Annotated in this window: 16 protein-coding genes; 8 read left to right on the top strand and 8 right to left on the bottom strand. The window is 73.0% G+C overall.

Annotated elements, in window-relative coordinates; all coding sequences use genetic code 11:
• Nucleotides 1–248: 248 nt before the first annotated feature.
• The 5 genes from ACZ592_RS09305 to ACZ592_RS09325 form a co-directional block, all read right to left on the bottom strand.
• A complete protein-coding gene (locus ACZ592_RS09305; RefSeq protein WP_471580901.1) occupies nucleotides 249–3,470 on the bottom strand; it encodes an AfsR/SARP family transcriptional regulator in 3,222 nt (1,073 codons plus the stop codon).
• Between the two features lie 127 nt (nucleotides 3,471–3,597).
• A complete protein-coding gene (locus ACZ592_RS09310; protein WP_471580902.1) occupies nucleotides 3,598–4,347 on the bottom strand; it encodes a response regulator transcription factor in 750 nt (249 codons plus the stop codon).
• The gene (locus ACZ592_RS09315) at nucleotides 4,344–5,705 is read right to left on the bottom strand and encodes a sensor histidine kinase (RefSeq protein ID WP_471580903.1); all 1,362 of its coding nucleotides are present in this window, start codon (nucleotides 5,703–5,705) and stop codon (nucleotides 4,344–4,346) included. The genes ACZ592_RS09310 and ACZ592_RS09315 overlap by 4 nt, the downstream gene beginning before the upstream one ends.
• A 102-nt stretch (nucleotides 5,706–5,807) precedes the next feature.
• On the bottom strand, nucleotides 5,808–6,953 hold the full coding sequence (locus ACZ592_RS09320; protein WP_471580904.1) for a fatty acid desaturase family protein: 1,146 nt from the start codon (nucleotides 6,951–6,953) through the stop codon (nucleotides 5,808–5,810).
• Nucleotides 6,954–7,020: 67 nt separating this feature from the next.
• Nucleotides 7,021–8,199 (bottom strand): ferredoxin reductase, encoded by a 1,179-nt coding sequence (locus ACZ592_RS09325; protein WP_471580905.1) that lies wholly within the window; start codon nucleotides 8,197–8,199, stop codon nucleotides 7,021–7,023.
• A gap of 789 nt (nucleotides 8,200–8,988) precedes the next feature.
• Between ACZ592_RS09325 and ACZ592_RS09330 the strand changes: the two genes are divergently transcribed.
• The 3 genes from ACZ592_RS09330 (at nucleotide 8,989) to ACZ592_RS09340 (ending at nucleotide 15,365) form a co-directional block, all read left to right on the top strand.
• Nucleotides 8,989–13,215, top strand: a complete 4,227-nt coding sequence (locus tag ACZ592_RS09330) for a WD40 repeat domain-containing protein (protein ID WP_471580906.1) — start codon at nucleotides 8,989–8,991, stop codon at nucleotides 13,213–13,215.
• A 594-nt stretch (nucleotides 13,216–13,809) separates the two neighbouring features.
• Nucleotides 13,810–14,598 carry a GntR family transcriptional regulator gene (locus tag ACZ592_RS09335; RefSeq protein ID WP_471580907.1) on the top strand — a complete coding sequence of 263 codons (789 nt, stop codon included), beginning with the start codon at nucleotides 13,810–13,812 and terminating at the stop codon, nucleotides 14,596–14,598.
• Nucleotides 14,599–14,603: 5 nt separating this feature from the next.
• Complete coding sequence (locus ACZ592_RS09340; RefSeq protein WP_471580908.1) at nucleotides 14,604–15,365, top strand: glycosyltransferase family 2 protein; 762 nt, start codon at nucleotides 14,604–14,606, stop codon at nucleotides 15,363–15,365.
• A gap of 95 nt (nucleotides 15,366–15,460) precedes the next feature.
• On the opposite strand, the gene ACZ592_RS09345 is transcribed toward ACZ592_RS09340, so the two are convergent.
• Nucleotides 15,461–16,381: an FkbM family methyltransferase gene (locus ACZ592_RS09345; protein ID WP_471580909.1), complete on the bottom strand. Its 921-nt coding sequence runs from the start codon at nucleotides 16,379–16,381 to the stop codon at nucleotides 15,461–15,463.
• A 54-nt stretch (nucleotides 16,382–16,435) separates the two neighbouring features.
• Complete coding sequence (locus ACZ592_RS09350) at nucleotides 16,436–17,659, bottom strand: amidohydrolase family protein (protein WP_471580910.1); 1,224 nt, start codon at nucleotides 17,657–17,659, stop codon at nucleotides 16,436–16,438.
• A gap of 185 nt (nucleotides 17,660–17,844) precedes the next feature.
• On the opposite strand from ACZ592_RS09350, the gene ACZ592_RS09355 reads away from it, so the two are divergent.
• The 5 genes from ACZ592_RS09355 (at nucleotide 17,845) to ACZ592_RS09375 (ending at nucleotide 21,509) form a co-directional block, all read left to right on the top strand.
• The gene (locus ACZ592_RS09355) at nucleotides 17,845–18,291 is read left to right on the top strand and encodes a DoxX family protein (RefSeq protein WP_471580911.1); all 447 of its coding nucleotides are present in this window, start codon (nucleotides 17,845–17,847) and stop codon (nucleotides 18,289–18,291) included.
• 86 nt (nucleotides 18,292–18,377) lie between these two features.
• The gene (locus ACZ592_RS09360) at nucleotides 18,378–18,953 is read left to right on the top strand and encodes a hypothetical protein (RefSeq protein WP_471580912.1); all 576 of its coding nucleotides are present in this window, start codon (nucleotides 18,378–18,380) and stop codon (nucleotides 18,951–18,953) included.
• A gap of 131 nt (nucleotides 18,954–19,084) precedes the next feature.
• Nucleotides 19,085–19,762, top strand: coding sequence for a hypothetical protein (locus ACZ592_RS09365; protein ID WP_471580913.1), 678 nt, complete (start codon nucleotides 19,085–19,087; stop codon nucleotides 19,760–19,762).
• Between the two features lie 242 nt (nucleotides 19,763–20,004).
• Nucleotides 20,005–20,751 (top strand): GAF and ANTAR domain-containing protein, encoded by a 747-nt coding sequence (locus tag ACZ592_RS09370; protein WP_471580914.1) that lies wholly within the window; start codon nucleotides 20,005–20,007, stop codon nucleotides 20,749–20,751.
• A gap of 5 nt (nucleotides 20,752–20,756) precedes the next feature.
• Nucleotides 20,757–21,509, top strand: coding sequence for an ANTAR domain-containing protein (locus tag ACZ592_RS09375; RefSeq protein WP_471580915.1), 753 nt, complete (start codon nucleotides 20,757–20,759; stop codon nucleotides 21,507–21,509).
• 33 nt (nucleotides 21,510–21,542) lie between these two features.
• On the opposite strand, the gene ACZ592_RS09380 is transcribed toward ACZ592_RS09375, so the two are convergent.
• The gene (locus ACZ592_RS09380) at nucleotides 21,543–22,925 is read right to left on the bottom strand and encodes a glutamate decarboxylase (protein WP_471580916.1); all 1,383 of its coding nucleotides are present in this window, start codon (nucleotides 22,923–22,925) and stop codon (nucleotides 21,543–21,545) included.
• Nucleotides 22,926–23,073: the final 148 nt, after the last annotated feature.

Here is a 23,073-nt window from a genome sequence, read left to right on the forward strand (position 1 = left end):
TGGTAGCCCTCCCTCCCCCCTCCCTCCCCCCCCCCCCTCCCCCCCCCCCCCCCCCCCCCCCCCCCCCCCCCCCCCCCCCCACCCCCCCCCTCCCCCCCCCCCCCCCCCCCCCCCCCCCGCCCGGCTTTCCGCCTGCCCGCGCCGCCCCCGTCGGGGCAGCTCCCTCAGGGCGGCTCCCTCAGGACGGCTCCCTCAAGCCCGGTCCCTGAAGCCCGGCCCCTCAAGCCCGGTCCCTCAAGCCCGGCCCCTCAGGCCCGCTCCACCGCCCGCAACGTCTCCGCCTCCAGGCGGCGCAGCGCGTCCTCGCGGGAGCACGCGGCCCCCTCCTCGTACGCCTGCCGGTAACCCTCCTCGCCCAGCGTCGCCACGATGCGGTCGATCACCTCGCGCCACTCCGGCTCGCCCCGGTCGAACGCGCCGCGCATCACCTGGCTCATCCCGAGCGATCTCGCACCGTCCTCGGGAGCGCCCTCCAACGTCCGCAGCCCGCCGAGCAGTTCGGCCACCCAGGCGAGTGCGGCACCGGCCCCCTGACCGAACAGGGCGCCGGCCGCCTCCGGCAGCAGGGCCCTGGCCGCCTCCGCGTCCCCCTCGGCGAGGCGGTTCTCGACGCGGGTGCTGACGATCAGGTCGCGGGCCAGTCCCGCCAGGGAGGGGCGCCGGGCGCTCAGCGCCTCCAGGCGGTCCAGGGTCGCGTCGGACCGCGCCAGGTCACCGGCCCTGCGGTAGACGTTGGCCAGGCCCACAAGGATGTTGGCCTCCAGGCGCAGCTGGCCGCGCTCGCGGGCCTGGCGGTGCGCGGCGTGCAGATCGCGGAAGGCGCCTTCCAGGTCGCCGCTGCGCCGGCGTTCGCGGGCGAGCCGGGCCTTGCTGAGGTAGAGGTAGTCCTCGGTGCCGAGTTCGGAGCTGAGGACGACGGTCCGTTCGAACGTGGCGATGGCCTGCGCGTACTCGCCGCGCAGCGAGTGGTCGCGGCCGATCGGGAGCAGGCTCATCACCAGCCCCCAGCGGTCGCCGACCTGCTCGAAGCCGCGCAGGGCCGCCAGGCGGGAGTCGGCGCCGGTGACCAGGTCGCCCTGTTCGGTGAGGGCGAAGTCCCGGGCCAGGTGGGCGGTGGCCCGTACCCAGGGGTCGGGCGAGGTGAGGGGGTCCGGGTCCGAGGGCGTGCCCGGACCGCCGCCGGTCGCCGCGGACGGGGCGGCGAGGCGGGACATCCGCAGGAGCAGCGCGGCCGGGTGGAACTCGCGAGCGGTCGCCGACTCGCCCTTGGCGGAGGGGAGTTCACTGGTCTCGTTCCGTGGGGCGGCCGGTCCTGGCGTCTCCGCCAGGTACGTGTCGAGCTGCGTGTTCATCCCCCTGATCCCCCAGTACCAGGACAGGGCGTCGACGAAGCGTGCGGTCAGGTCCGCGTCCGGGCCGTCGACGGTCGAGCGCAGCGCGAGGACGAGGTTGTCGTGCTCGGCGTCGAACACCCCGATCGCGCGCAGCTGTTCGTGGGTACGCAGGCGGGGTTCGTGTTCTTCCGCGAGGGCGAGGTAGTACGCGGCATAGCGCCGGGTGACCGTGTCGCCGCGCTCAGGCCCGGACTCGGGCCCGCGCCCAGGCCCGGACTCGGGCTCGGGCTCCGCCTCGGCGAGCCGTCTCGCCGCGTACGCGCGGACGGTTTCGAGCATCCGGTAGCGCGGCTCGCCCGTCCCCTCGTCGACGGTGTGGACCAGCGACTTCTCGACCAGGACGTCCAGGACGTACGGGATGTCGGCGGCCGGGAGCGAGGGGTCGGCGCAGACCGCCTCGAGCGCGGGGACCGTCGCGCCGCCCGGGAACACCGAGAGTCTGCGGGCGAGGATCCGCTCGGGTTCGTCGAGCAGGTCCCAGCTCCACTCGACGAGTGCGAGCAGCGTGCGCTGGCGCGGAAGCGCGGTGCGGCTGCCCGAGGCCAGGAGGCGGAAACGGTCGTCGAGGCGGCGCGCGATCTGCTCGACGCTCATCGAGCGGAGCTTGGCCGCGGCCAGTTCGAGGGCCAGCGGCATCCCGTCGAGCCGTCGGCAGACCTCGACCACGGCGTCGAGGGTCGAGGCGTCGAGCGTGAAGTCCGGCCTGACTCCGGCGGCCCGGTCGGCGAAGAGGCGGACGGCGGGCGACCGCGCGGCCTCGTCGGGCTCCGGCGATCCCGTCGGTACGTCGAGGGGGCCGAGGTGGCACAGGGACTCGCCGGTGATGGCGAGGGCCTCACGGCTGGTGGTGAGGATCCGCAACTCCGGCAGTTGTTGGAGGAGTTCGGCGGCGAGTTCGGCGGCCGCCTCGACGAGGTGCTCGCAGTTGTCGAGCAGGAGCAGGCCGTCGCCGCTGCCGAGGAGTCCGGCCATGCGCTCGACCGGGGTGGCCCGCTCCCCCTGGCCCGCTTCGTAGAGGCGGCCGTCGGTGGAGCTGAGGGCGCCGAGCACCGCGTCGGCCAGCTGGTCCGGTGCGCTCACGCCGGCGAGCGGCACGAACCAGACCCGGCCGCGCGCATGGGCGTGGTCCCGGCCCGCCGCTTCGATGGAGAGCCGGGTCTTGCCCGCGCCGCCGGGTCCGACGATGGTCACGAGCCGACCGCGCCCCAGCAGGGCGCCGACCCGCTCCAGTTCGTCGCCTCGGCCGACGAAGCTGGTCAGCCCGGCCGGGAGGCGGCTCGCGACGGCCTCGGCCCGCTCGGCCGGCGCCGCCAACTCACCGCGCAACAGGGTCAGATGGATCTCGCGCAGCTCGGCCGACGGAACGACACCCAATTCGTCGTCGAGCCGCTCGCGTATCGCCTCGTACACCGCGAGGGCGTCGGACTGCCGGCCTGCCGCGGACAGCGCCCGCATCCGCAGCCCGGCGACCCGTTCGCTCAACGGGCGTTCGGTGCCCGCCACTTCGAGGTCGGCGAGGACCTCGCCGTACCGTCCGAGCCGCAACTCGGCGTCGCAGCGGTCCTCGGCCGCCGCGGTCCGCAACGCGTCGAGCCGGGTCGCCACGGGCCCGGCGAACGGGGCGTCGAGGACGTCGGCGAGCGCGGCGCCCCGCCACAGCCCGAGCGCCGCCGCGAGCAGTGAGGCCGCCTCACCGGCCCGCCCGGCCGCGAGTTCCCGCCTGCCCCGGGCGGTCAGCTCCTCGAAACGGTGGACGTCCACGTCCTCGGGCCGCACCGAGAGCCGGTAGCCACCGGACGCGGACTCCACCGCCGCGGTCCCGCGCAGCGCCCTGCGCAGCCGGGAGACCAGCGCCTGCAGCGCGTTGGCCGCGTCGGCGGGCGGCTGCGCCTCGCCCCACAGGCCGTCGACGAGCGAGTCGGCCGACACCGTCCTGCCCTCCTCCAGGGCGAGCCTGGCGAGAAGCATCCGCAGCCGGACGCCGCCCACCTCGACCGGCGAGTCCCCGGCCTCATGAGAAGCCAGCGACTTCTCGTCGGCGTACACCTGAACCGGTCCCAGCAGCACTACGCGCATCACCGCGGCCCCCCCCTCCGTACCGACCGGCTCCTGCCGTGTCGATCATGCCTAAGACGCCGGGTCAGCATCACCCACCCGGCGCCGACGGTAAAGGGCCGCGGTCGAGCCCCCTGCCGCGGCCCGGTCAGGTGGTGGCGCCCGGTACGACCAGGCCCGACTCGTACGCGATCACCACCGCGTGGGTGCGGTTCTGCGCGGCGAGTTTGGTCAGCACGTTTCCCACATGAGTCTTGACCGTCTCCAGGCTCACCGTGAGGGTCTCGGCGATCTCCGGGTTGGAGAGGCCCCTGGCCATCAGCCGCAGCACCTCCTCCTCCCGTACGGTCAGGGCCGCCTTCGGCAGGGCATCGGCGGACTCCAGCGGTCGGGCGGCGACCATCCTGCGCAGGGCCGTGGGGAAGAGGATCGCCTCGCCCTCCGCCACCACCCGTACCGCTTCCGCGATCCGGCGGACCGGGAGCCGCTTGAGCACGAAGCCGCTGGCTCCCGCGCTGAGCGCGGCGGTGACGTAGTCGTCGTTCTCGAACGTCGTGATCACCACGACCTTCGGCGGCGCGGGTGTCTGCTCGGCGAGGAGGTGACGGGTGGCCTCGATGCCGTTGCGGCGCGGCATCCGGACGTCCATCAGGACCACGTCCGGGCGCAGTCGGCGTGCCTCTTCCACCGCCGCGATGCCGTCGGCGGCCTCCCCGACCACCGCGATCCCCGGCTGGGCGGCGAGCAGCGTGCGCAGGCCGCTCCGGGTCACCTCGTCGTCGTCCGCGATGAGGAGGGTGATGGGGGTGATGGGGGCGGGGGTCACGGCCTGATCAGGGGCGGGGGCGGGAGTGGGGGTGGGGATGGGGACGGGGGTGAGGGGGGCCGGTTGGGTCATGTGGGGATCCGGGTGGGGAGTCGGGCCGACAGGCGCCAGTGGCGCGGGCCGTCCGGGCCCGCCTCGAACTCGCCGTGCAGCAGTCGTACGCGTTCGGCGAGGCCGGGGAGGCCGTGGCCGGAGGTGGGGAACGTGCCGGCGGCGCCACCCGCGTGCGAGCCGGTACCCGTACCCGTCCCGTTGATCACGCTCAGCTCCAGGCCGTCCCGCGTCGCCGCCACCGCGACCGCGACCGGGCCGCCCGACCCGTGCCGCAGCGCGTTCGTCAGGGCCTCCTGGAGGATCCGGTAGGCCGCGCGGGAGAGCGTGCCCTGCACCTGCGTCAGGTCGCCCGACAGGGACGGCTCCACCCGCGTGCCCGCGTGCCGCAGCCGTTCCAGGAGTTCGGGCAGGTCGGCCAGGGTGCGAGTGGGGGCCGCCGTCGCCCCGACCACCCGCATACCCCCCTCATCCTCTCCCTCCTCTCCCTCTTCTTCCTCCTCTCCCTTCGCCGTCTTCACCGTCTCCTCCTCGCGCAGCACGCCCAGCACGTAGTCCAGGTCCTCCAGCGCGGACCGCGCCGACTCCTCGATGCTGCGCAGGGCGGCCCGTGCCGCCACCGGGTCGGCGGAGAGCACCTCGCCCGCCACCGCGGCCTGGATGGTGGTCGCCGTCAGCGTGTGGCCGATGGAGTCGTGCAACTCGTGGGCCAGCCGGTTGCGTTCGGCCAGCCGGTGTTCCCGCTCGGCGGCGAGCGCGAGGCGCTCCGCCGGGGACGGGCCCAGGAGTCCCGGCGCCAGCCGGCGCAGGGCCGCCGTCACCACCGCGCACACCGCCGCCGCCAGCAGCAGGCAGACGGCCGCCGTCGCCCAGCTCGGCCAGCCGGGCGCGGGGCGCGCCGACCAGCCGAAGAGGCTCAGGTCCACGTCGGCGCGCAGCCCGGCCACGGGGAGTGCCACGGCCGTGAGCAGCAGCAGACCGCTGATCAGCGCCCCCGTCCACCCCAGCGCCACGTGCAGCAACAGCCAGAGCGGAGTACGCCAGCGGCCGGTGGCGGCGGGCAGTACCTCGATGCTGGTGGACGCGCGGGCCGTCACCGGGGCCGGCAGCGGGTCGGGCAGCGGCACCCGCAGCATGCGCCGGGCGGCGGCGACGAGCGCGCGCCGCGTGGTGCGGGCCAGCCCGGTCGCCGCGATCAGCGCCGTCCAGACCAGCAGGGCCAGGGCGATCTGCACGCCCTCGGGCGCGGACGGCCACACCGCCGACACGGGCAGCACCGCGAGAAACAGCAACGGAAGGCTCGCCAGTGCGCCGCAATAGGCGAACAGCACGCCCGCGTACGTGGAGCCGCGCAGCAGCGGCCGGAATGTCCTGGTCATGATGCGGCCAGTATCGCCGGGCGACTCGCCCCCGACCTCCCTCGGTCGGGGGAGGTCGGTCGGGAGAGGTCGGTCGGGAGAGGTCGGGAGAGCGACGAGCGGTCACGCCACCGCGTGCCGCAGGACCCGTCCCCACATCGACGCGTACTGGCGCCACAGCGGTCCTGTGACGTACGGCAGGCCGTGGCGGGCGCAGAGTTCCCGGACGCGGGGGGCGAGTTCGGCGTACCGGTTGCTGGGCAGGTCGGGGAAGAGGTGGTGCTCGATCTGGTGGCTGAGGTTGCCGCTGAGCAGGTGCAGCAGAGGGCTGCCCTCGATGTTCGCCGAGCCCTGGATCTGCCGCAGATACCACTCGCCGCGGCTCTCGCCCTCGATCTGCTCCTCCGAGAACGTCTGTACGTCGCCGGGGAAGTGGCCACAGAAGATGACCGTGTGCGCCCAGATGTTGCGCGCGGTGTTGGCGGTGAGGTTGCCGAGGAGGCAGGGCAGCGCCGACGGGCCCGCGAGCAGCGGGAACAGGACGTAGTCCTTGGCCGCCTGGTGAACGGCCTTGCGGACCAGGCCCGTCACGTCGCCGAGCAGCGCCCGTACGCTCTTCTTCCCCTGCGGCACCGCGTCGGCCTCCAGGTCGTAGAGGGCGATGCCCCACTCGAAGACGGGCGCGAGCAGGGCGGTGTACAGCGGCTGCAGCAGGTGGACCGGGCGCCAGGGCTGGTCGGGGCTCATGCGCAGGACCGTGTAGCCGAGGTCGCGGTCGCGGCCGACGACGTTGGTGTACGTGTGGTGCAGGTGGTTGTGGGTGCGTTTCCAGGCGTCGGCCGGGGTGACGAAGTCCCACTCCCACGTGGTCGAGTGGATCGCCGGGTCGCCCAGCCAGTCCCACTGGCCGTGCAGGATGTTGTGGCCGAGCTCCATGTTCTCCAGCGTCTTGCCGACCGCGAGCAGGGCGGTGCCCGTCCACCAGGCGGGCGGGAAGAGGGAGACGGCCAGTGCGGCCCGGCCGCCCGCCTCGCAGCCGCGCTGCACGGCGATCACCGTACGGATGTACCGGGCGTCGTCGGCGCCGCGCGCGGCCAGGATCTCGGCGCGGAGCGCGTCCAGTTCGCGGCCCAGCTGCTCGGTGCGGTCGGTGGGGTCGGTGGGGCCCGCGTCACCAGAAGTGGCGGCAGCGGAGGCAGTTGCGGCAGAGGTGACAGAGGCGGCAGAGGCAGTAGTAGCCGTCGCGTTCCCGGGCAGGGTCATGCGCATGGGAGTCTCCAGGAGAGCTCGGACGTCTCGGGTCGATTCGGACATCTCGCCGTTCGGGGCGGACGTCTCACAGGTCGAGGGCGAGCGGGCCTGCCGCTCCGTTGACGCAGGTCTGGATCGACTCGCCCGGTTCGCCGTGCACTTCGCCGGTCCGCAGATCGCGCACCCGCCCGTCGGCGAGCGGGACGAGGCAGCCCAGACAGATCCCGCGACGGCACCCGTACGGCATCGCCACGCCCGCCGCCTCGCCGACCGCGAGCAGCGGCACGGAGGGCGCCGCCTCCGCCTCCACACCGCTGTGGCGGAACCGCACGGCGTGGGCACCGACCCCGTCGCCGGCGGCATCCCCGGGCGGCAGCGGCGCGAGCCGGAAGCGTTCCGTCCGCAGCCTTTCCCGTACGCCCGCAGCCTCCCAGTGCCGTTCGACGGCGTCCAGGAGCCCCTCGGGTCCGCACACCCGGGCCTCGCGCCCGCGCCAGTCCGGGCAGAGAGCGGCGATCCGGTCCGGAGTGAGCCGGCCGGCCGTGCGCGTGTGCGTGACATGGACGGTGAGCCAGGGCGACCGGTCCGCCAACGCCGCGAGCTCGGCCGCGAGGAGGCACTCCCGCGCACTCGGCGCGCTGTGCAGGAGAACGGTGTCCGGTACGGGCTCGGCGCGATGGCCGTCCCCGCGGCCGTGACCGTGCCGATCGACCCTCGCGAGGGTGCGCAATACACCCATGGCGGGAGTAATGCCGCTGCCCGCCGTCACGAACAGCAGCCCACCGGCCGGGGGCCGGTCCGGCAGCACGAAGTCGCCCTGGGCCGGTCCCAGCAGGAGCACGGTGCCCGGTGCGGTCCGCCGGACCAGGTGCGGGGAGACCCGGCCGTCGCGCCGCTCCTTCACCGTGATGGTGACCTCGCCGGCCGGAAGCGAAGCAGTCGGAACCGAAGCGGTCGGGAGCGAAGCGGCCTGGGGCGAGGCGATCGGGGGCGAAGTGATCGAGTACGTACGCCAGTGCCGTACGCCGTCGATCTCGACGCCGACCGGCAGGTACTGACCCGCCCGGTGCCCGCGCCAGCCCCGGCCCGGCCGGATCACCAGCGTGGCCGCCCCGGGTCCTGCCGGACGGACGTCCGTGACCCGGCCCGCGGGGTGCCGCGCGGACCACAGCGGGTCGAACAGGCCGAGGTAGTCGTCGGGGGTGAGGGGGCTGGTCAGCCAGGAAGCGGCCGCCACGACGTACTGGGACATGCGGTGGGACACGTGCGGACCCTCCCCTGCGGGGCCGAGCTCCGATCGGATCCGTATCTGCGGTATGTGCGGTATGTGCGGTGCGTACGTTATGCGCGGTGCATGCGGTACGTGCCGTACGTGCGCCTTTCGCACCTGAGGCACGTGTGTCTTCCGTATCCGAGGTGCGAACGCCCCGCCGTCGTCGCCGGGCCGCCGGAGTCGAGCGAAACACAGCTCGTCGCGGACCACACGCCCGCCGGTCCGGTTTGCGCCACCTCGCGCACGGCTCTCGCCAGCGCGGACGCGCTCGTGTCCTGGGTGGGGCGCGGCGGAACCGCTCAAGGATGGCCCGATGAAGCGCCCGGAGGCCGGTGGGCGGCGGCGCACGGCCCGACCGCGACGCCGCGTCGTATCGGCGCCGGTCCCTCCCCTCGTGGGGACCGGCACCGATCGACGCGTACGGCGCCGACGCGCGGTGCAACTGCGTATCGGCGCGGATCAGGGAAAGTCCGGATCCGCGTTCGATGTGAAGGCGGTCCGGGTATGGCCGACTGCGTTGATCTTTGGTGCCCACGCGACGTGCCGACGTCCCGCGAAGGCAAGCCAGGCTCAGAACATTCGGTGGCGTGAGCCGCCGCTGCGAGCACCGAGCCGATGACCTGCCAGGACGCTGCGTGGTTGGTTCGCTACTGAGGCGAGATCCTGCCAGCTACGGCTCCCACAGTGGAGGTTCCGGTTGCGTCCGGACCACTTCCTCGCAGGTCAGCCGTATAAAGTGAGTTTTCCGGTCCGGATGTCCAAGTGCGGCGGAAGTAAGGGGTGGAGGCCTTGAGTTCCGACTCAGGGGCACGCACAAGCTTCGCGGAAGGCCTCGCGCTGCTGTACAAGGAAGCCGGCAACCCGCCCCTCAAGCGCGTCGCCGAAGCGGTCGTCCGCCTCCAGCGGGTCGACGAACGCGGGCGGCCCGTACGCGTGTCCGCTCAGCGGATCAGCGACTGGCGACGCGCGAAGAACGTGCCGGCCCAGTTCGCCGCTCTCGCCGCGGTGCTGCACGTCCTGATCCCCGAGGCGCGGCGCGAGCGGCCCGTGCCGGTGTCCGCGGGCCTGTACGACATGGCGCAGTGGCACCGCCTGTGGGAGCGCGCCGTGGCCGACCCCGTCGGCGGCCCCGCCGCGGGTCCCGCGGAGGACGAGGACGGGGCGGCGGTCGAGCCGCCGGACGTCCCGAACGTCTGCCCGTACCGGGGGCTCGCCTCGTACCGCCGGCAGGACGCCCAGTGGTTCTTCGGCCGGGACCGGAGCACACAGGCCCTCGTCTCCCAGCTCCGCGCGACGGAGGAGACGGGCGGTCTCGTCATGCTCGTCGGTGCTTCGGGGGCGGGGAAGTCCTCCCTCCTGAACGCCGGTCTGGTGCCCACCCTGCAGAACGGCGCGCTGGGCGAAGAGGACGGCTCGGCCGCGGGTCCCGTGCTGCAGCTCGTGCCGGGCGGCGATCCGCTCGCCGAGCTGACCCGCCAGATACCCGAGCTCGCGCCCGCGGTCGCCGTCGCGCGGCAGCAGGAGCGGGACCTGGACCAGGATCGGCACCAGTCCGAGCCCTGCGCCGAGGAGTTCGTGCGGACCGTACGCGAGTCCGTCGAGGCCTGGGCGGAGCGCTCGGCACCCGCCGCGGCCGAAACACCCGCCGCACCCGCCGCAGCCAACGCACCCACCGACATCACCCCCGGTACCGACACCGGTGCCGGTACCAGCACCGACACCAGCCCCACCACCGGTACCGGTACCGGCGCCGACCCCTGCCCCAGCCCCAGCGCCCACCGGCACCTCAGCGCGGACGCCGGTCACACCGTCGGCCACTCCGTCCCCCGCCCGGTCGTCATCGTCGACCAGTTCGAGGAGACGTTCACCCTCGTCCCCGACGAGGCGGACCGGCGGGTCTTCATCCGGCTGCTGCACGCCGCCTGCGCCCCCGCCGACAACGGCGAACCGGCTCCCGCGCTCGTCGTCCTCGGCATCCGCGCCGACTTCTACGAAGAGTGCCTCTGCTACCCCGAGCTCGCCGACGCCCTGCAGCACCGCCACATGGTGCTCGGCCCGTTGACCAGCGCGGAGCTGCGCAAGGCGGTGACCGGTCCGGCCAAGGCCGTGGGCCTGGAGATCGAACCGGGCCTCGCGGAGCTGATCGTCAGGGAGGTCAGCACGGACGGCCCCCGCGGCGCGCACGACGCGGGCGTCCTGCCCCTCCTCTCCCACGCCCTGCTCGCCACCTGGCAGCGCCGCAAGACGGGCCGGCTGACCCTGGCCGGCTACCGCGCGGCGGGCGGCATCCAGGGCGCGGTGGCGGCGACCGCCGAGCGTGCCTGGTCCGGGCTCGACCCGGCGGCCCGCACGGCGGCGCGGCTGCTCCTGCTCAGGCTGGTCCGCCTCGGCGAGGACACCCAGGCCACCCGGCGGCGGGGTACGCGCCGCCAGCTCGCGGAGGAGTCGACGGACCCCCACAAGACGGAGGAGTCCCTCGAAGCCCTGGTCCGCGCCCGGCTCGTGACCCTCGACGCGGAGACCGTGGAGATCACCCACGAGGCGCTGCTGCACGCCTGGCCGCGCCTGCGCGAGTGGATCGACGAGGACAGGAACGACAACCTGCTGCGGCAGCGGCTCGAGGAGGACGGCAAGGCCTGGGAGGAGTCCGAGCGCGACTCGGCGCTGCTCTACCGGGGTTCCCGCCTCGAGCAGGCCCGCGCCTGGGCGAAGTCGGCGGGCGACACGTTCCTGACCCGGGGCGCGGTGGAGTTCCTGACCGCCTCGGCGAAGCTGCGCAGGCGTACGGTCTGGATCAGCCGGGGGGCGGTGGCGACGCTGGTCGTCCTGGCGATGGTGGCCGTCGTCTCCGCGGTGGTCGCGCGCCAGCAGCGGGACGACGCGGTGTTCGAGCAGGTGGTCGCCGAGGCCGACCGCGCCCAGCACACCGATTCGTCCCTCTCCGCCCAGCTCGACCTGGTGGCGCACCGGCTGCGGCCCGGCGACGAGGGCACCCAGAACCGGCTGATCTCGATCGTCAACGCGCCGTTGGCCACGCCCCTGCTCGGCCACAAGGGCGCCGTGTACCTCACGTCGTTCAGCCCGGACGGGAAGCTCCTCGCGACCGCCAGCTACGACCGGACCGTGCGCCTGTGGGACGTGGCGGACCCGACGCACGCCAAACCCCTGGGCAAGCCCCTCACCGGCCACAAGAGCTGGGTGAGCACGGCGGTCTTCAGCCCGGACGGCAAGACGCTCGCCAGCGCCTCGGACGACGGCACGATCCGCATGTGGGACGTGCGGGACCCGCGCCACCCGCGGCTGCTCGGCGAGCCCCTGGCCGGGCACGGCGGCACCGTCTACCTGCTCGCCTTCAGCAAGGACGGCCGGACCATGGCCTCGGCCAACGAGGACCACAGGGTGCGGGTGTGGGACGTGAGCGAGCCGGCCGGGACGAAGCGGCTCGCCACGCTGTCCGGCCACACCGGAGCCGTGCGCTCCGTGGCGTTCAGCCCTGATGGGCGGACGCTGGCGGCCGGTGGGGACGACGGCACGATCAGGCTGTGGAACACGGCCGAGCCCCGTCGCCCGGAGAAGATCGGCACGGTGCTGCGCGGCCACACGGACACGGTGCACTCCGTGGCCTTCAGCCCCGACGGGAAGACGCTCGCCAGCGGCAGCGCGGACAACACCGTGCGGCTCTGGGACGTCAGCACACCCCGCAGGGGCAGGGCGCTCGGCACCCCGCTCACGGGCCACGCGGGACCCATGTGGTCCGTGGCGTTCAATCCGGCGGGCACGATGCTCGCGGCGGCCAGCGCGGACAGCACGGCCAGCCTGTGGAACGTCCGTGATCCGGGGCACCCTTCGCAGGTGGGCGAGCCCCTCGCGGGCAGCAGCGGGGAGATGTACTCGCTCGGGTTCAGTCCGGACGGCCGTACGCTCGCCACCGGGACCGGCGACGCCAAGGTCCGCCTGTGGTCGGTCTCGACGGGCGACATGCTCGGACGTATCGGGGCGTTCCGCCCGGACGGGAAGGTCCTCGCCACGGCCGCGCGGGACGAGAAGGTCCGGCTGTGGAACGTGCGGAGTCCCGAGCGTCCCGAGCCGCTGGGCGATCCGTTCCGGCCGGGCGAGGGGAACGTACGGGCGCCGGTGTTCTCCCCCGACGGCCGCACGCTCGCGCTGCTCACCGGCAACCGCGCGGTGCAGCTGTGGAACGTCGCCGACCCGGGGCACCCTGTTCCGTACGGGCCACCGGTCGCGCTGCGGACCCGGTTCGCGGCCGCGCTGGCCTTCAGCCCGGACGGCCGCACGCTCGCGACCCCGGACACCGACCGCACCATCCAGCTGTGGGACGTCAGTTCACCGGGCGGCATGCGCAAGCTCGGCCGGCCGCTCACCGGCCACCAGGGGTACGTGAACTCGCTCGCCTTCAGCAAGGACGGCACCACGCTCGTCAGCGGCAGCGCGGACAGCACGGTCCGGCGCTGGAACGTGACCGACCGGCGCCGCGTCACGCGGCTCGGCACACCGCTCAAGGGGCACACCGGGCCGGTCAACATGATCGTCTACAGCCCCGACGGCCGCACGCTGGCCACCGGCAGCGACGACGGCACGGTGCGCCTGTGGGACGTCGCGGGCCACCCCGCGGAGCCCACCGTCGCCGCCACGCTGACGGGGCACACCGACGCGGTGGTGTCGCTGACGTTCAGCGAGGACGGCCACACCCTGGCGAGCGGCGGCAACGACAACACGGTGCGGCTCTGGGACGTCGACGATCCCACCGACGTCTCCCCCATAGGCCAGTCGATGAGCCCCAACACCAAGTCGGGCAGCTTTCTGACGTTCAGCCCGCGGAGCAACATGATCGGGGTTTCGAGCGGCACCGACACCGTCCGGCTGTGGAACATGGACACCGACGACGCGATCGACCGCATTTGCTCGACCACGCGGGGCGTGCTGACGCGGGAGAAATGGGACGAGTATCTGACCCGGCTCTCGTACGAGCCGCCGTGCGAGGAGTAGCGGGGCAGTTCGGGCAGCCGAATGGGCAGGGCCCGAGTGGTCAATGGGCAGGGGCGGAGTGGCCGAGGGGCCGAACTCGCGGGTGGCCGGGCGGGCGGAATACGGTTCGCTGTTTTCTCCGGCACCGGACCCGCCACGTGATCCCGATCACAACTGCGTACTTCGGTCGCCGAGTTGACTCCCGCCGCGCATTCCGCCTTGTTACTCTTGCTTACAGCCCGATCGCTGGTGCATCCCCCGTCGCCAGCGGTCGGGCTCTTCCATGTCCGGGCGCCGGAGAACAGGCCTATTGCGCCCTGCGCAACGCGGCCAATTGCGGCGCGCTTTTCAACATCCCGTCCGGCGGTCCGCATTAGGGCGCGAGATCGTTTCCCACCGAAACTTCCGGCCATAACGGCCGCCGAAACCACGCCATCGGACTCTCTCTTCCATCGCCTTCTGCCTGCCGCGCTTCCTTCCTCCTTCATCCTCCTTCACCCTCCATCACCCCAAGAAGCACGCACCGCGACCCCGCACACTCGTCAACTCCTCTTGAGGAGTCGTAGGGTGGGCCGGACGGCGGCCCGACGGCGGCCCGACCACCCAGGAGGCTCGGTGCCGAAGGCCTACGAGCAGATCGCGGACGACCTGCGCCGCTCCATCCGCACGGGCCAACTGCGGCCGGGCGAGCGGCTGCCCGCCGAGACGAAGCTCGCGCAGCGCTACCGCCGCAGCGTCCCCACCCTCCGCGACGCCCTGCGCCTGCTGCGCGAGGAAGGGCTGATCGAGAAGGAGCACGGCCGCGGCAACTTCGTGCGCCGGGCCCGGACGAAGGTGATCCGCGACAACTCCCGCCACCAGTGGGAGAAGAACCGCGTGCACCAGCCGCGCGAGGACCGGGCGCGCACCGGCTCCACCGAGCGCGACACCGGCCTCGGCCTGCGCGACCTCGTCTTCACGGCCGCCTACCGCGAGGTCCCCGCGGACGGGCGCCTCGCGTCGGCCTTCGGCGTCCCGGAGGGGACACCCCTGATCGAGCGCCGCTACCGGACCCGCCACGCCGCCGAGAACGCCCCGCTCAACCTGGCGGCCTCCTACCTGCGCCGCGACCTGGTGGCCGCGAACCCCGACCTCCTGGACGAGACCAGGGAGCCCTGGCCCGGCGGCACCCAGAACCAGCTCTCCACCGTCGGCATCGAGCTGTCGCGCGTGGAGGAACGCCTCACCGCACGGCCCCCCACCCCGGAGGAGGCCGCCGAGCTCGAACTCCCCCCGGGCACCTCCGTCCTGCTCCTGCGCAAGACGTCGTACGACACGGACGACCGCGTCGTCGAGGTCTCCGACGTCACGCTGCCCGGCGACCGCACCGAAGCGGTCTTCACCACTCCCCTGGAAAGGTGGTGAGTGCCGTGCGCCGGCGCGTCATCATCGTCACCGCCGTTCACGCGCCCTCGGCCCCGTTCCTCGCGGACGCGTACACATCGCTCTGCGCACAGGAGCTCCCCGAGGGCTGGGAGTGGCACTGGCTCGTCCAGGAGGACGGCAGGAGCGGGGAGGTGGCGCCGTACGTCCCGGACGACGCACGGGTGTCCTTCCGGCAGGGGCGGGCGGGCGGGCCGGGGGTCGCGCGCACGATGGCGCTCGCGCACGCCGACGGCGCGTACGTGAAGATCCTGGACGCCGACGACCGGCTGGCCCCCGGCGTGCTGGCCCGCGACCTCGCGGCGCTGGAGGCGGACCCGGCGCTCGGCTGGGCCACCTCCCGGGTCCTCGACCTGCTCCCCGACGGCTCCACGGCCGGTTTTCCCGGCGACCCCGACCACGGTCCGCTGGAGCGCGGCACGGTGCTCGCCCACTGGGCGGCGCACGACTACCGGGCGCCGGTCCACCCGGCGACGCTCTTCGTCCGCCGCGATCTGCTGGTCGCCCTCGGCGGCTGGATGGCCCTGCCCGCGTCCGAGGACACGGGGCTGCTGCTCGCGCTCGACTCCGTGTCCCGCGGCTGGTTCTCGGCCGAGGTGGGCCTGTTCTACCGCAAGTGGGAGGGCCAGATGACGGGCCAGTCCGCCCACGTCGACGCGGGTGAGCGGAACGCGCGCATGGCGGTGGTGGAGGCGCGGGCCAGGGCGCTCGGAAACCTCGGGTGGAGCTTTCCCGGCGGTGCCGGCTGACGTACCGGAGCTGACGCGTCAGCCGGGCACGCGGCAGCCGGGCACGCGGCAGCCGGAGCACCTCACTCCGGCTTCACTCCGACCTCACTCCGGCCTCACTCCAGCGTCTCGGCGTCGACCCGCGAGAAGACCAACTCGGTCTCCTCGACGACCGGTTGCCGCCAGCGCACCGGCGGCAGCGGACGGCGGATCGCGCCCGGGTACGTCTGGGGCGCGTACTCGTTGACGAGCCGGTAGGGGTGGAAGCCCGCCTTCTCGAAGGTCTCCAGCAACTCCTCGACGGAGTCGCCGAGTTGCGACATGCGGTCCGGGGTCACCTCCACGGCGATCTCCACGTCGGGCCGCAGGCGGTCGAGGGCCGGGGCGAGGCCCCTGACGACGCCGCCCTCCGCCCCCTCCACATCGATCTTGATCACGCGCGCGCGGGCGAGCTCGTCGTCTTCGAGGAGCTCGGGCAGCGGCGCGGCCTCCGCCTCGAAGGTGGACTCGGCGGGGCCGTCGTACGGCACGATGCTGTTCGCGCCCATGTTGTGCGAGCTGGCGAGGATGAACGTGAGCCGCTTGTGGCCGTCCGACACCGCGGCGTTGACCGCCCGGATGTTGGCGCAGCCGTTCAGCTCGGCGTGCTGGAGCACCCGCCGGTGGAAGACGGGCGAGGCCTCGATCGCCACGACCCGCCCCGCCGGGCCGACGAGCCCGGAGCCGACCACGGCGAAGTAGCCCACGTTCGAGCCGACGTCGACGAACACGTCCCCGGCACCGAGCCGCCCCCGCAGCCACCGCGTCATGTGCGGCTCCCAGGCCCCGAAGAGGTACACGTACCGCTGGATGAGGTCCTGGGTGTCGACGGCGAAGCGGTGGCCCGAGCGGTCGGCGACGACGCGCCGGCGCGGGCCGTCCCGCAGGCGCGGGTTCAGGAACCGCGCGGCCAGCGCCGCCTTGCCGACGTCGCCCGGCGCGTCACGCACGTACCGGCGCCCGAGCGTGACCAGCGTCTGCGTAAGGAACGTGTTCATCCGACTGCCTCTCCACCGGGGTCGGACGAACCGTATCCGGCCCGCGCCCGGCGCCTACCGACCGGCCCGGTCGAACGGCAGGTCCAGCATGCGGATGGCGTTCCCGCGCAGCAGCTTGTACTGCAGCTCCGCCGGGAGGTGGCCGACGTGGTCGGCGGCGACGTCCTTGGTGTGCGGCCAGGTCGAGTCGACGTGCGGGTAGTCCGTCTCGAAGGTGGCGTTGTCGACGCCGACGGTCTCGATCGCCTCGATGCCGTGCTTGTCGCGGAAGAAGCAGCAGAAGATCTGCCGGTAGTAGTACGTCGAGGGCGGCTCGGGGATCAGGTCCTTCACGCCGCCCCAGGCCCGGTGCTCCTCCCACACGTCGTCGGCGCGCTCCAGGGCGTAGGGGATCCAGCCCATCTGGCCCTCGCTGTAGGCGAGTTTGAGCCGAGGGAACTTGACCAGGACCCCGCTGAAGAGGAAGTCCATCATCGAGGCCATCGCGTTGTTGAAGGAGAGCGAGGCCTGGACCGCGGGCGGCGCGTCCGGGGAGGCGGCGGGCATCTGCGAGGACGACCCGATGTGCATGTTGACCACGGTCCCGGTCTCCTCGCACGCCGCGAAGAACGGGTCCCAGTACCCGGAGTGGATCGACGGCAGGCCCAGATAGGTCGGGATCTCGCTGAAGGTGACGGCCCGCACGCCACGGGCCGCGTTGCGCCGGATCTCGGCGACGGCGAGGTCCACGTCCCAGAGCGGGATCAGGCAGAGCGGGATCAGCCGCCCGCCGCTGTCGCCGCACCACTCCTCGACCATCCAGTCGTTGTACGCCCGGACGCAGGCGAGCCCGACCTCCTTGTCCTTGGCCTCGGAGAAGGTCTGCCCGCAGAACCGGGGGAAGGTCGGGAAGCAGAGGGACGCCTCGACGTGGTTGATGTCCATGTCCGCGAGGCGCGCCTTCGGGTCCCAGCAGCCCCGCCGCATCTGCTCGCGGGTGATGCCGTCCAGCGTCATCTCGTCGCGGGAGAAGCCGACGGCGGCGATGATGCGCTTGTACGGGAAGATGTTGCCCTCGTACTCCCACCAGTCGGTGATCTGCCCCGCCGGGTCCGTCGTGAACTTGTACTTGCCGCCGATGTACTCCAGCTCGCCGATGCCCGCGGTGAAGGGCTTGGGGCCCCGGTCGCGGTACTTGGCCGGGAGCCACTTCTCGAAGAGGTGCGCGGGCTCGATCACGTGGTCGTCCACGCTGATGACCCGGGGGAGTTCCTTGGTGCCGACCTCGCTGCTGACCACTGTTGTGCCCCCTACTGCCTGCCGGTTTGCTCGACTTAAATCTGACGATCCATCAGATTGAGGTTATGGCCTCGCCCTGACGACGGCAAGGACCGGCCCCGAACTCGGCCCCCGACCAGACCCCTTGCGCAATCCGCGACGGTCCGCTGAACTGACGCCCCGTCAGGTTTATGTGGGAGGACGCGATGCAGACGACCTGGCTCAGCGGAGCCGAGTGGGTGGCCGTGCTCAGGATCGGCCTCGGCCTGTGGTGGCTGGAGAGCTGGCGCCACAAGGACAAGAAGGAGTGGTTCCGCGGCGGCGGGATCGGCTGGGCGGCGGGCATCGCGGAGAAGCACCGGTGGCCCGTGGTGCGCAAGGGCTTCGACACCGTCGTCAGGCCGCGGCCGCGCGTGATGGCGTACATCGTCGCCTACGCCGAACTGGCCCTGGGCCTCGGCCTGATAGCCGGATTCCTCACTCCGGTCGCCCTGATCGGCGGACTCGTCCTCAACCTGATCTACCTGGTCCTGATGATCCACGACTGGGCCGAGCAGGGACAGAACTTCACGATGGCGCTTGCCTCCGTGGTCGCCCTCTTCGCCTGGAGCTGGCAGACGTGGTCGCTGGACTCGGCGCTGGGACTCTTCTGACCGTCCGTGCCGGCCGTGCGCGGCCCGCCACCGGTCCACCTCGTAGGATCATGCGGTCATCGTGGGGAGCCAGGACTGGGGGCGGCTTGAGCACCGGAGAGCAACTGGTCACCGTCGGCGCGGTGTTGCTCGGCGCGCTGACGACACACGCGACCAACCACCTGATGGAGCGCGGCCGCACCAAGCACCAGCTGCTGACCCGGTGGGACGACAAGAAGGTGGACGCGTACGGCGACTACGTCGACGCGGCGAAGGCACGGATCGCCCTGTCCGTCCGGCTCTACGAGTTCCGCGAGGGCCTGCGCGAGAGCGAGCGCACGGAGCAGGAGCTCCGCGAGGACCTGGCGGACGGCGGCCGGGCCTGGGGCAGCGCCTTCGAGCGGGTGATGCTGCTCGGGGGTGACGACGCCATCGAGGCGGGCCACGACCTCAACGCCCTGCTCTCCGAGATCGACTGGCAGGCCACGGGGCGGATCACCGGCAGCCTGGCCGAGTGGCGGGAGCGGCACCGCGCCGCCTTCCGTGCGATCAACGACTTCCACGAGGCGGCCCGGCGGGACCTCGGCATCCGGGGCAGCGTCAAGGGCGAGAAGCACCCGCGGCGGGACCTCCTCCTGCCGCCCGGGGAGCAGGCGCCCGCACCGGAGCCGCGCCGGCCGTGACGGCCCGCCGGGCGACCGGGCCCGGCGCACGCACTCCCGTACGCGCTCCCCGCACGAACTCCCCTCACATCTCTGGCCTGTTGATGCCGGACATGTCACCCTGCCGTCGCCCGGCAGACGAGGAGACGGTCATGAGCGAGCGCGTCCACGGCGAAGAGACGGACACGGCACCCTCCCCCGAGGCGGCCCTGCGGGCCCTGCACGCCGCACGCGCCAGGAGCGCCGCCCGCCGCGCCGCCGCCATCTGCCACTACATCGAACAGGCCGGGCGGCGGGAGGGTCCCGGCGAGGAAGCCGCACAGGAGCAGGACGCCCAGCAGCAGGGAACCCAGCAGCAGGGCGCCCAAGAGCAGGAAAACCAGGAGCAAGGAGCCCAGGAGCAAGGAGTCCGGGAGCAAGGAGTCCGGGAGAACATCGCCTGGAAGGCCGCCCACGCCGCCCGGGTCTGTGTCCAGGCCCTCGCCGTACTCGCCGAGAGCGCACCCGACCCCGCCGCCGACTCGCGCTGCGCGCGCAACGCCGCCGCCTCCGCCGCCCAGGCGGCCCAGATGGCACAGCTGCACGACCGGGAGGGAGGGGCGGCCGTCGCCGCCTGCCGGGCCGCCGTCAAGGCGTCGCTGGCCGCCTCGGCCGCCGCGGGCAGGGAGGGCCTCGGGAAGGACGGGGACCTGAACGGCGCGGCGGACCGGGCGGAGGCGGACGCCGTCGCCGCGGCCGAGCGCGCGGGCTGGATGGAACCGGGCCGCCTCCTGCCGGAGGTGTCCGCCGGCCTGCGCAGCCCCGAGCTGATGGCGATGATGCACTTCTGAACCACCGTGCCCACCGGCCCCGCCCCGCCGCCCGCCACCGGGGGGCACCGGAAAGCCCTCCCCCGCCGGCCCGCCGCGCCGCGGCCCGCACCGCAGTAGGCTGGCGGTGCGGGAGCCCTTGTCGTCGGCCCTCGCCGTGCTCGGCCCGTTTCGCACGAGGGGAGCAGGCCGGTTCCACGTAGTGTGCGCCGCGGACGGGCAGCTGCCCGTCCGGCGTCACGACCGCGGCGGGACGGAGAGCGGTGATCAGCGATGGCATGGCCGGTGTGCTGCGGTCGTTGCACCTCGGTGCGGCCGAGAGGCTCGCCGAAGATGCCGCGCGGGCGCTCGACGCGGCGGGGTTCGCGGTCTCCCTGCTCGTCGGCAACGGCCGTACGGCAGAACCGATCTGGTCCTTCCCCGAGATGAGCACCCACATCGAGGATCTGCAGTTCACGCTCGGCGAGGGGCCGGGCGTCGACGTCATGCGCCTCGGCTCGCCCGTCGTGGAACCGGACCTGGCCAAGGTGCGGTCGGACCGGTGGCCCGCCTTCCTGCCCGCGGCCCGCGGCCTCGGCGTCAAGGGCATGTACTGCCTGCCGCTCGGCATGGGCGCGATCCGGCTCGGCGTGGTCACGGTGCTCTGCCCGGACGCCGGCGGGCTGACCCCGCAGCAGTACGACGACGCCTCGGCCCTGACCGCCTCGCTGACCAGCGCTTTCCTCAACGGCGACCGGGGCCCTTCGACCAACGGGGGTGGGGCGGGCGCCGCCACCGCCACGCTCGTCGGCCAGCCCAGGGAGCTCAGCAGGGCCGTGGTGCACCAGGCCACGGGCATGGTCAGCGTGCAGCTGGGCGTGACCCTCGCGGAGGCCCTGGTGCGGCTGCGGGCCCACGCGTACTCCAGCGAGAAGCCACTGGCGGCCGTGGCGGAGGACGTCGTCGCCAGACGACTCCGGTTCAACGACGATACGGACGGGCCTCACCCGACCGAAGGGGGAACGAGGTGATCGGAATGACCCGTGAACAGCATCTCGCACAGACTCTCGTCGAGGTGGCGGACACACTTCTCGACGACTTCGACGTGCTGGAGCTGCTGCAGCGGCTGACCACCCGCTGCGTCGAACTCCTCGACGTCTCGGCGGCCGGCATCCTGCTGGCCGACGTCAACGACGAACTGCAGATCGTGGCCGCGTCCGACGAGCACACCCGGCTCCTGGAGCTGTTCGCCCTCCAGCACGACCAGGGCCCCTGCGTCGACTGCTACCGCACCGGCCGGGCCAGGACCAACATCGACCTCACCGTCCCCGCCGCCTCGGCGAACTGGCCGCGCTTCGCCGCGCGGGCCCGCGAGACCGGATACGTCACCACCCACGCGATCCCCATGCGGCTGCGCAAGCGGGTGGTGGGCGCGCTCAACCTCTTCCAGAGTGCCGAGGCCCCGCTCCAGGAGGACGAGATCGCGCTGGCCCAAGCACTCGCCGACATGGCGACCATCGCGATCCTCCAGCAGCGCTCCCTGGAACAGTTCCACCTGGAGAACACCCAGCTCCAGTCGGCGCTGGACAGCCGAGTGGTCGTCGAGCAGGTCAAGGGAATCCTCGCCGAGCGGTGGGACGCGACACCGGACGAGGCGTTCGAGACCTTCCGGCGCTATGCGCGCTCCCACAGCCTGCGCCTGTCGGAGCTGGCCGCCCGCATCATCGACGGCGACTTCGACACCTCGGCGATCCCGGCCCCCTCACGGGCGCCCCGCACGGACGGCTGACGCCCGGCCGGTGCCCCGCTTCCCCCCGGCCCCTCAGTGGTGGAAGCCCGGGGTCTCCGGCGCTCCCGTCGACCCGCCGGACAGCCGCTCCACGGCCGCCCGCAGGTCCGCCGCCAGCAGCATGATCTTGTCGTGCCCGATGCCGTGCCGGACCAGGACCCGCTGGATCACGGTCTCCTGGCGCTCCGGCGGCAGCGGATACGCGGGGACCTGCCAGCCCCGGGTGCGCAGCTGCTCGGTCAGGTCGTAGAGCGTGAAGCCCGAGGGTGACGCGCCGTCGGTGAGGGTCCAGGAGACGGCGGGCAGCGCCCCGCGCCCGTCGTAGAGGAGCGTGAAGGGGCCCATGCCGGCGATCTCGTCGGCCAGCGCCCGCGCGCTCGCCGCGCACGCCTCGTACACCTCGCGGTAGCCCTCGCGGCCCAGTCGCAGCAGCGTGTAGTACTGCGCGACGATCTCGCCCCCGGGGCGGGAGAAGTTGAGGGCGAAGGTCGGCATGTCGCCGCCCAGGTAGTCGACGCGGAAGACCAGGTCCTCGGGGAGATGGCCGGCCGAGCGCCACACGATCCAGCCGACGCCGAGCGGCGCCATGCCGTACTTGTGGCCCGACGCGTTGATGGAGACGACCCGCTCCACCCGGAAGTCCCAGTCGAGCTCCGGCTGGAGGAAGGGCGCGACGAAGCCGCCGCTCGCCGCGTCCACGTGGATCGGCACGTCGAGGCCGGTGTCCGCCTGGATCGCGTCGAGTTCGGCGGCGATCTCCGCGACCGGCTCGTAGTCGCAGGTGAACGTGACGCCGAGGATCGCGACGACGCCGATGGTGTTCTCGTCGACGTACTCCCGCAGCTGGTGCGGGCGCAGGCCCGTCGCGCCGGGCTCCAGGGGGACCTGGCGCAGCTCCACGTCGAAGTAGCGGGCGAACTTCTCCCAGCACACCTGCACCGGGCCGCAGACGAGGTTGGGCCGGTCGGCCGGCTTGCCCGCCGCCCTGCGCGCCTCGCGCCAGCGCCACTTGAGGGCGAGGCCACCGAGCATCCCGGCCTCGCTGGAGCCGGTGGTGGAGCAGCCCATGGTGGTCTCCCCCTCCGGGGAGTGCCACAGGTCGGCGAGCATGTGCACGCAGCGGGACTCGATCTCCGCGGTCTGCGGGTACTCGTCCTTGTCGACCATGTTCTTGTCCATGCAGAGGTCCATGAGGTGGTGCACCTCGGGCTCCGCCCAGGTCGTGCAGAACGTGGCGAGGTTCTGCGACGAATTGCCGTCCAGGGCCAGCTCGTCCGCGACCATCGCGGCCACCGCGCGCGGGTCGGAGGCGTGCTCCGGGATCCGGTGGGCGGGCAGTTTCCGCGCGCTGATCGGCGTGCTGTAGATGTCTTCGTACGCCTGACGGGTCCCGGAGGACACCTGGTGCAGCCCCACGACGGCGGTCCCTTCACCTCAAAACGGACGTGAACGGACTCCACCTTCACAGACGCCACCGAAGAATCAGGTAAAGGCGCGGGTCGCTCGGACGGTGGAATTGGGCCCGCGAGGGGCGGCGACGGCGCACCTTCCGGCGCCCGGCGCC

This window comes from Streptomyces sp. NPDC040622 (genome assembly GCF_055593965.1).

Bases quoted from the DNA above. Each gene is read 5' to 3' on its own strand.
- ACZ592_RS09355 (WP_471580911.1), top strand. From the start codon at position 17,845: ATGCAGACGACCTGGCTCAGCGGAGCCGAGTGGGTGGCCGTGCTCAGG.
- ACZ592_RS09305 (WP_471580901.1), bottom strand. From the start codon at position 3,470: ATGCGCGTAGTGCTGCTGGGACCGGTTCAGGTGTACGCCGACGAGAAG.
- ACZ592_RS09320 (WP_471580904.1), bottom strand. From the start codon at position 6,953: ATGCGCATGACCCTGCCCGGGAACGCGACGGCTACTACTGCCTCTGCC.
- ACZ592_RS09310 (WP_471580902.1), bottom strand. From the start codon at position 4,347: ATGACCCAACCGGCCCCCCTCACCCCCGTCCCCATCCCCACCCCCACT.
- ACZ592_RS09315 (WP_471580903.1), bottom strand. From the start codon at position 5,705: ATGACCAGGACATTCCGGCCGCTGCTGCGCGGCTCCACGTACGCGGGC.
- ACZ592_RS09345 (WP_471580909.1), bottom strand. From the start codon at position 16,381: ATGAACACGTTCCTTACGCAGACGCTGGTCACGCTCGGGCGCCGGTAC.
- ACZ592_RS09365 (WP_471580913.1), top strand. From the start codon at position 19,085: ATGAGCGAGCGCGTCCACGGCGAAGAGACGGACACGGCACCCTCCCCC.
- ACZ592_RS09375 (WP_471580915.1), top strand. From the start codon at position 20,757: ATGACCCGTGAACAGCATCTCGCACAGACTCTCGTCGAGGTGGCGGAC.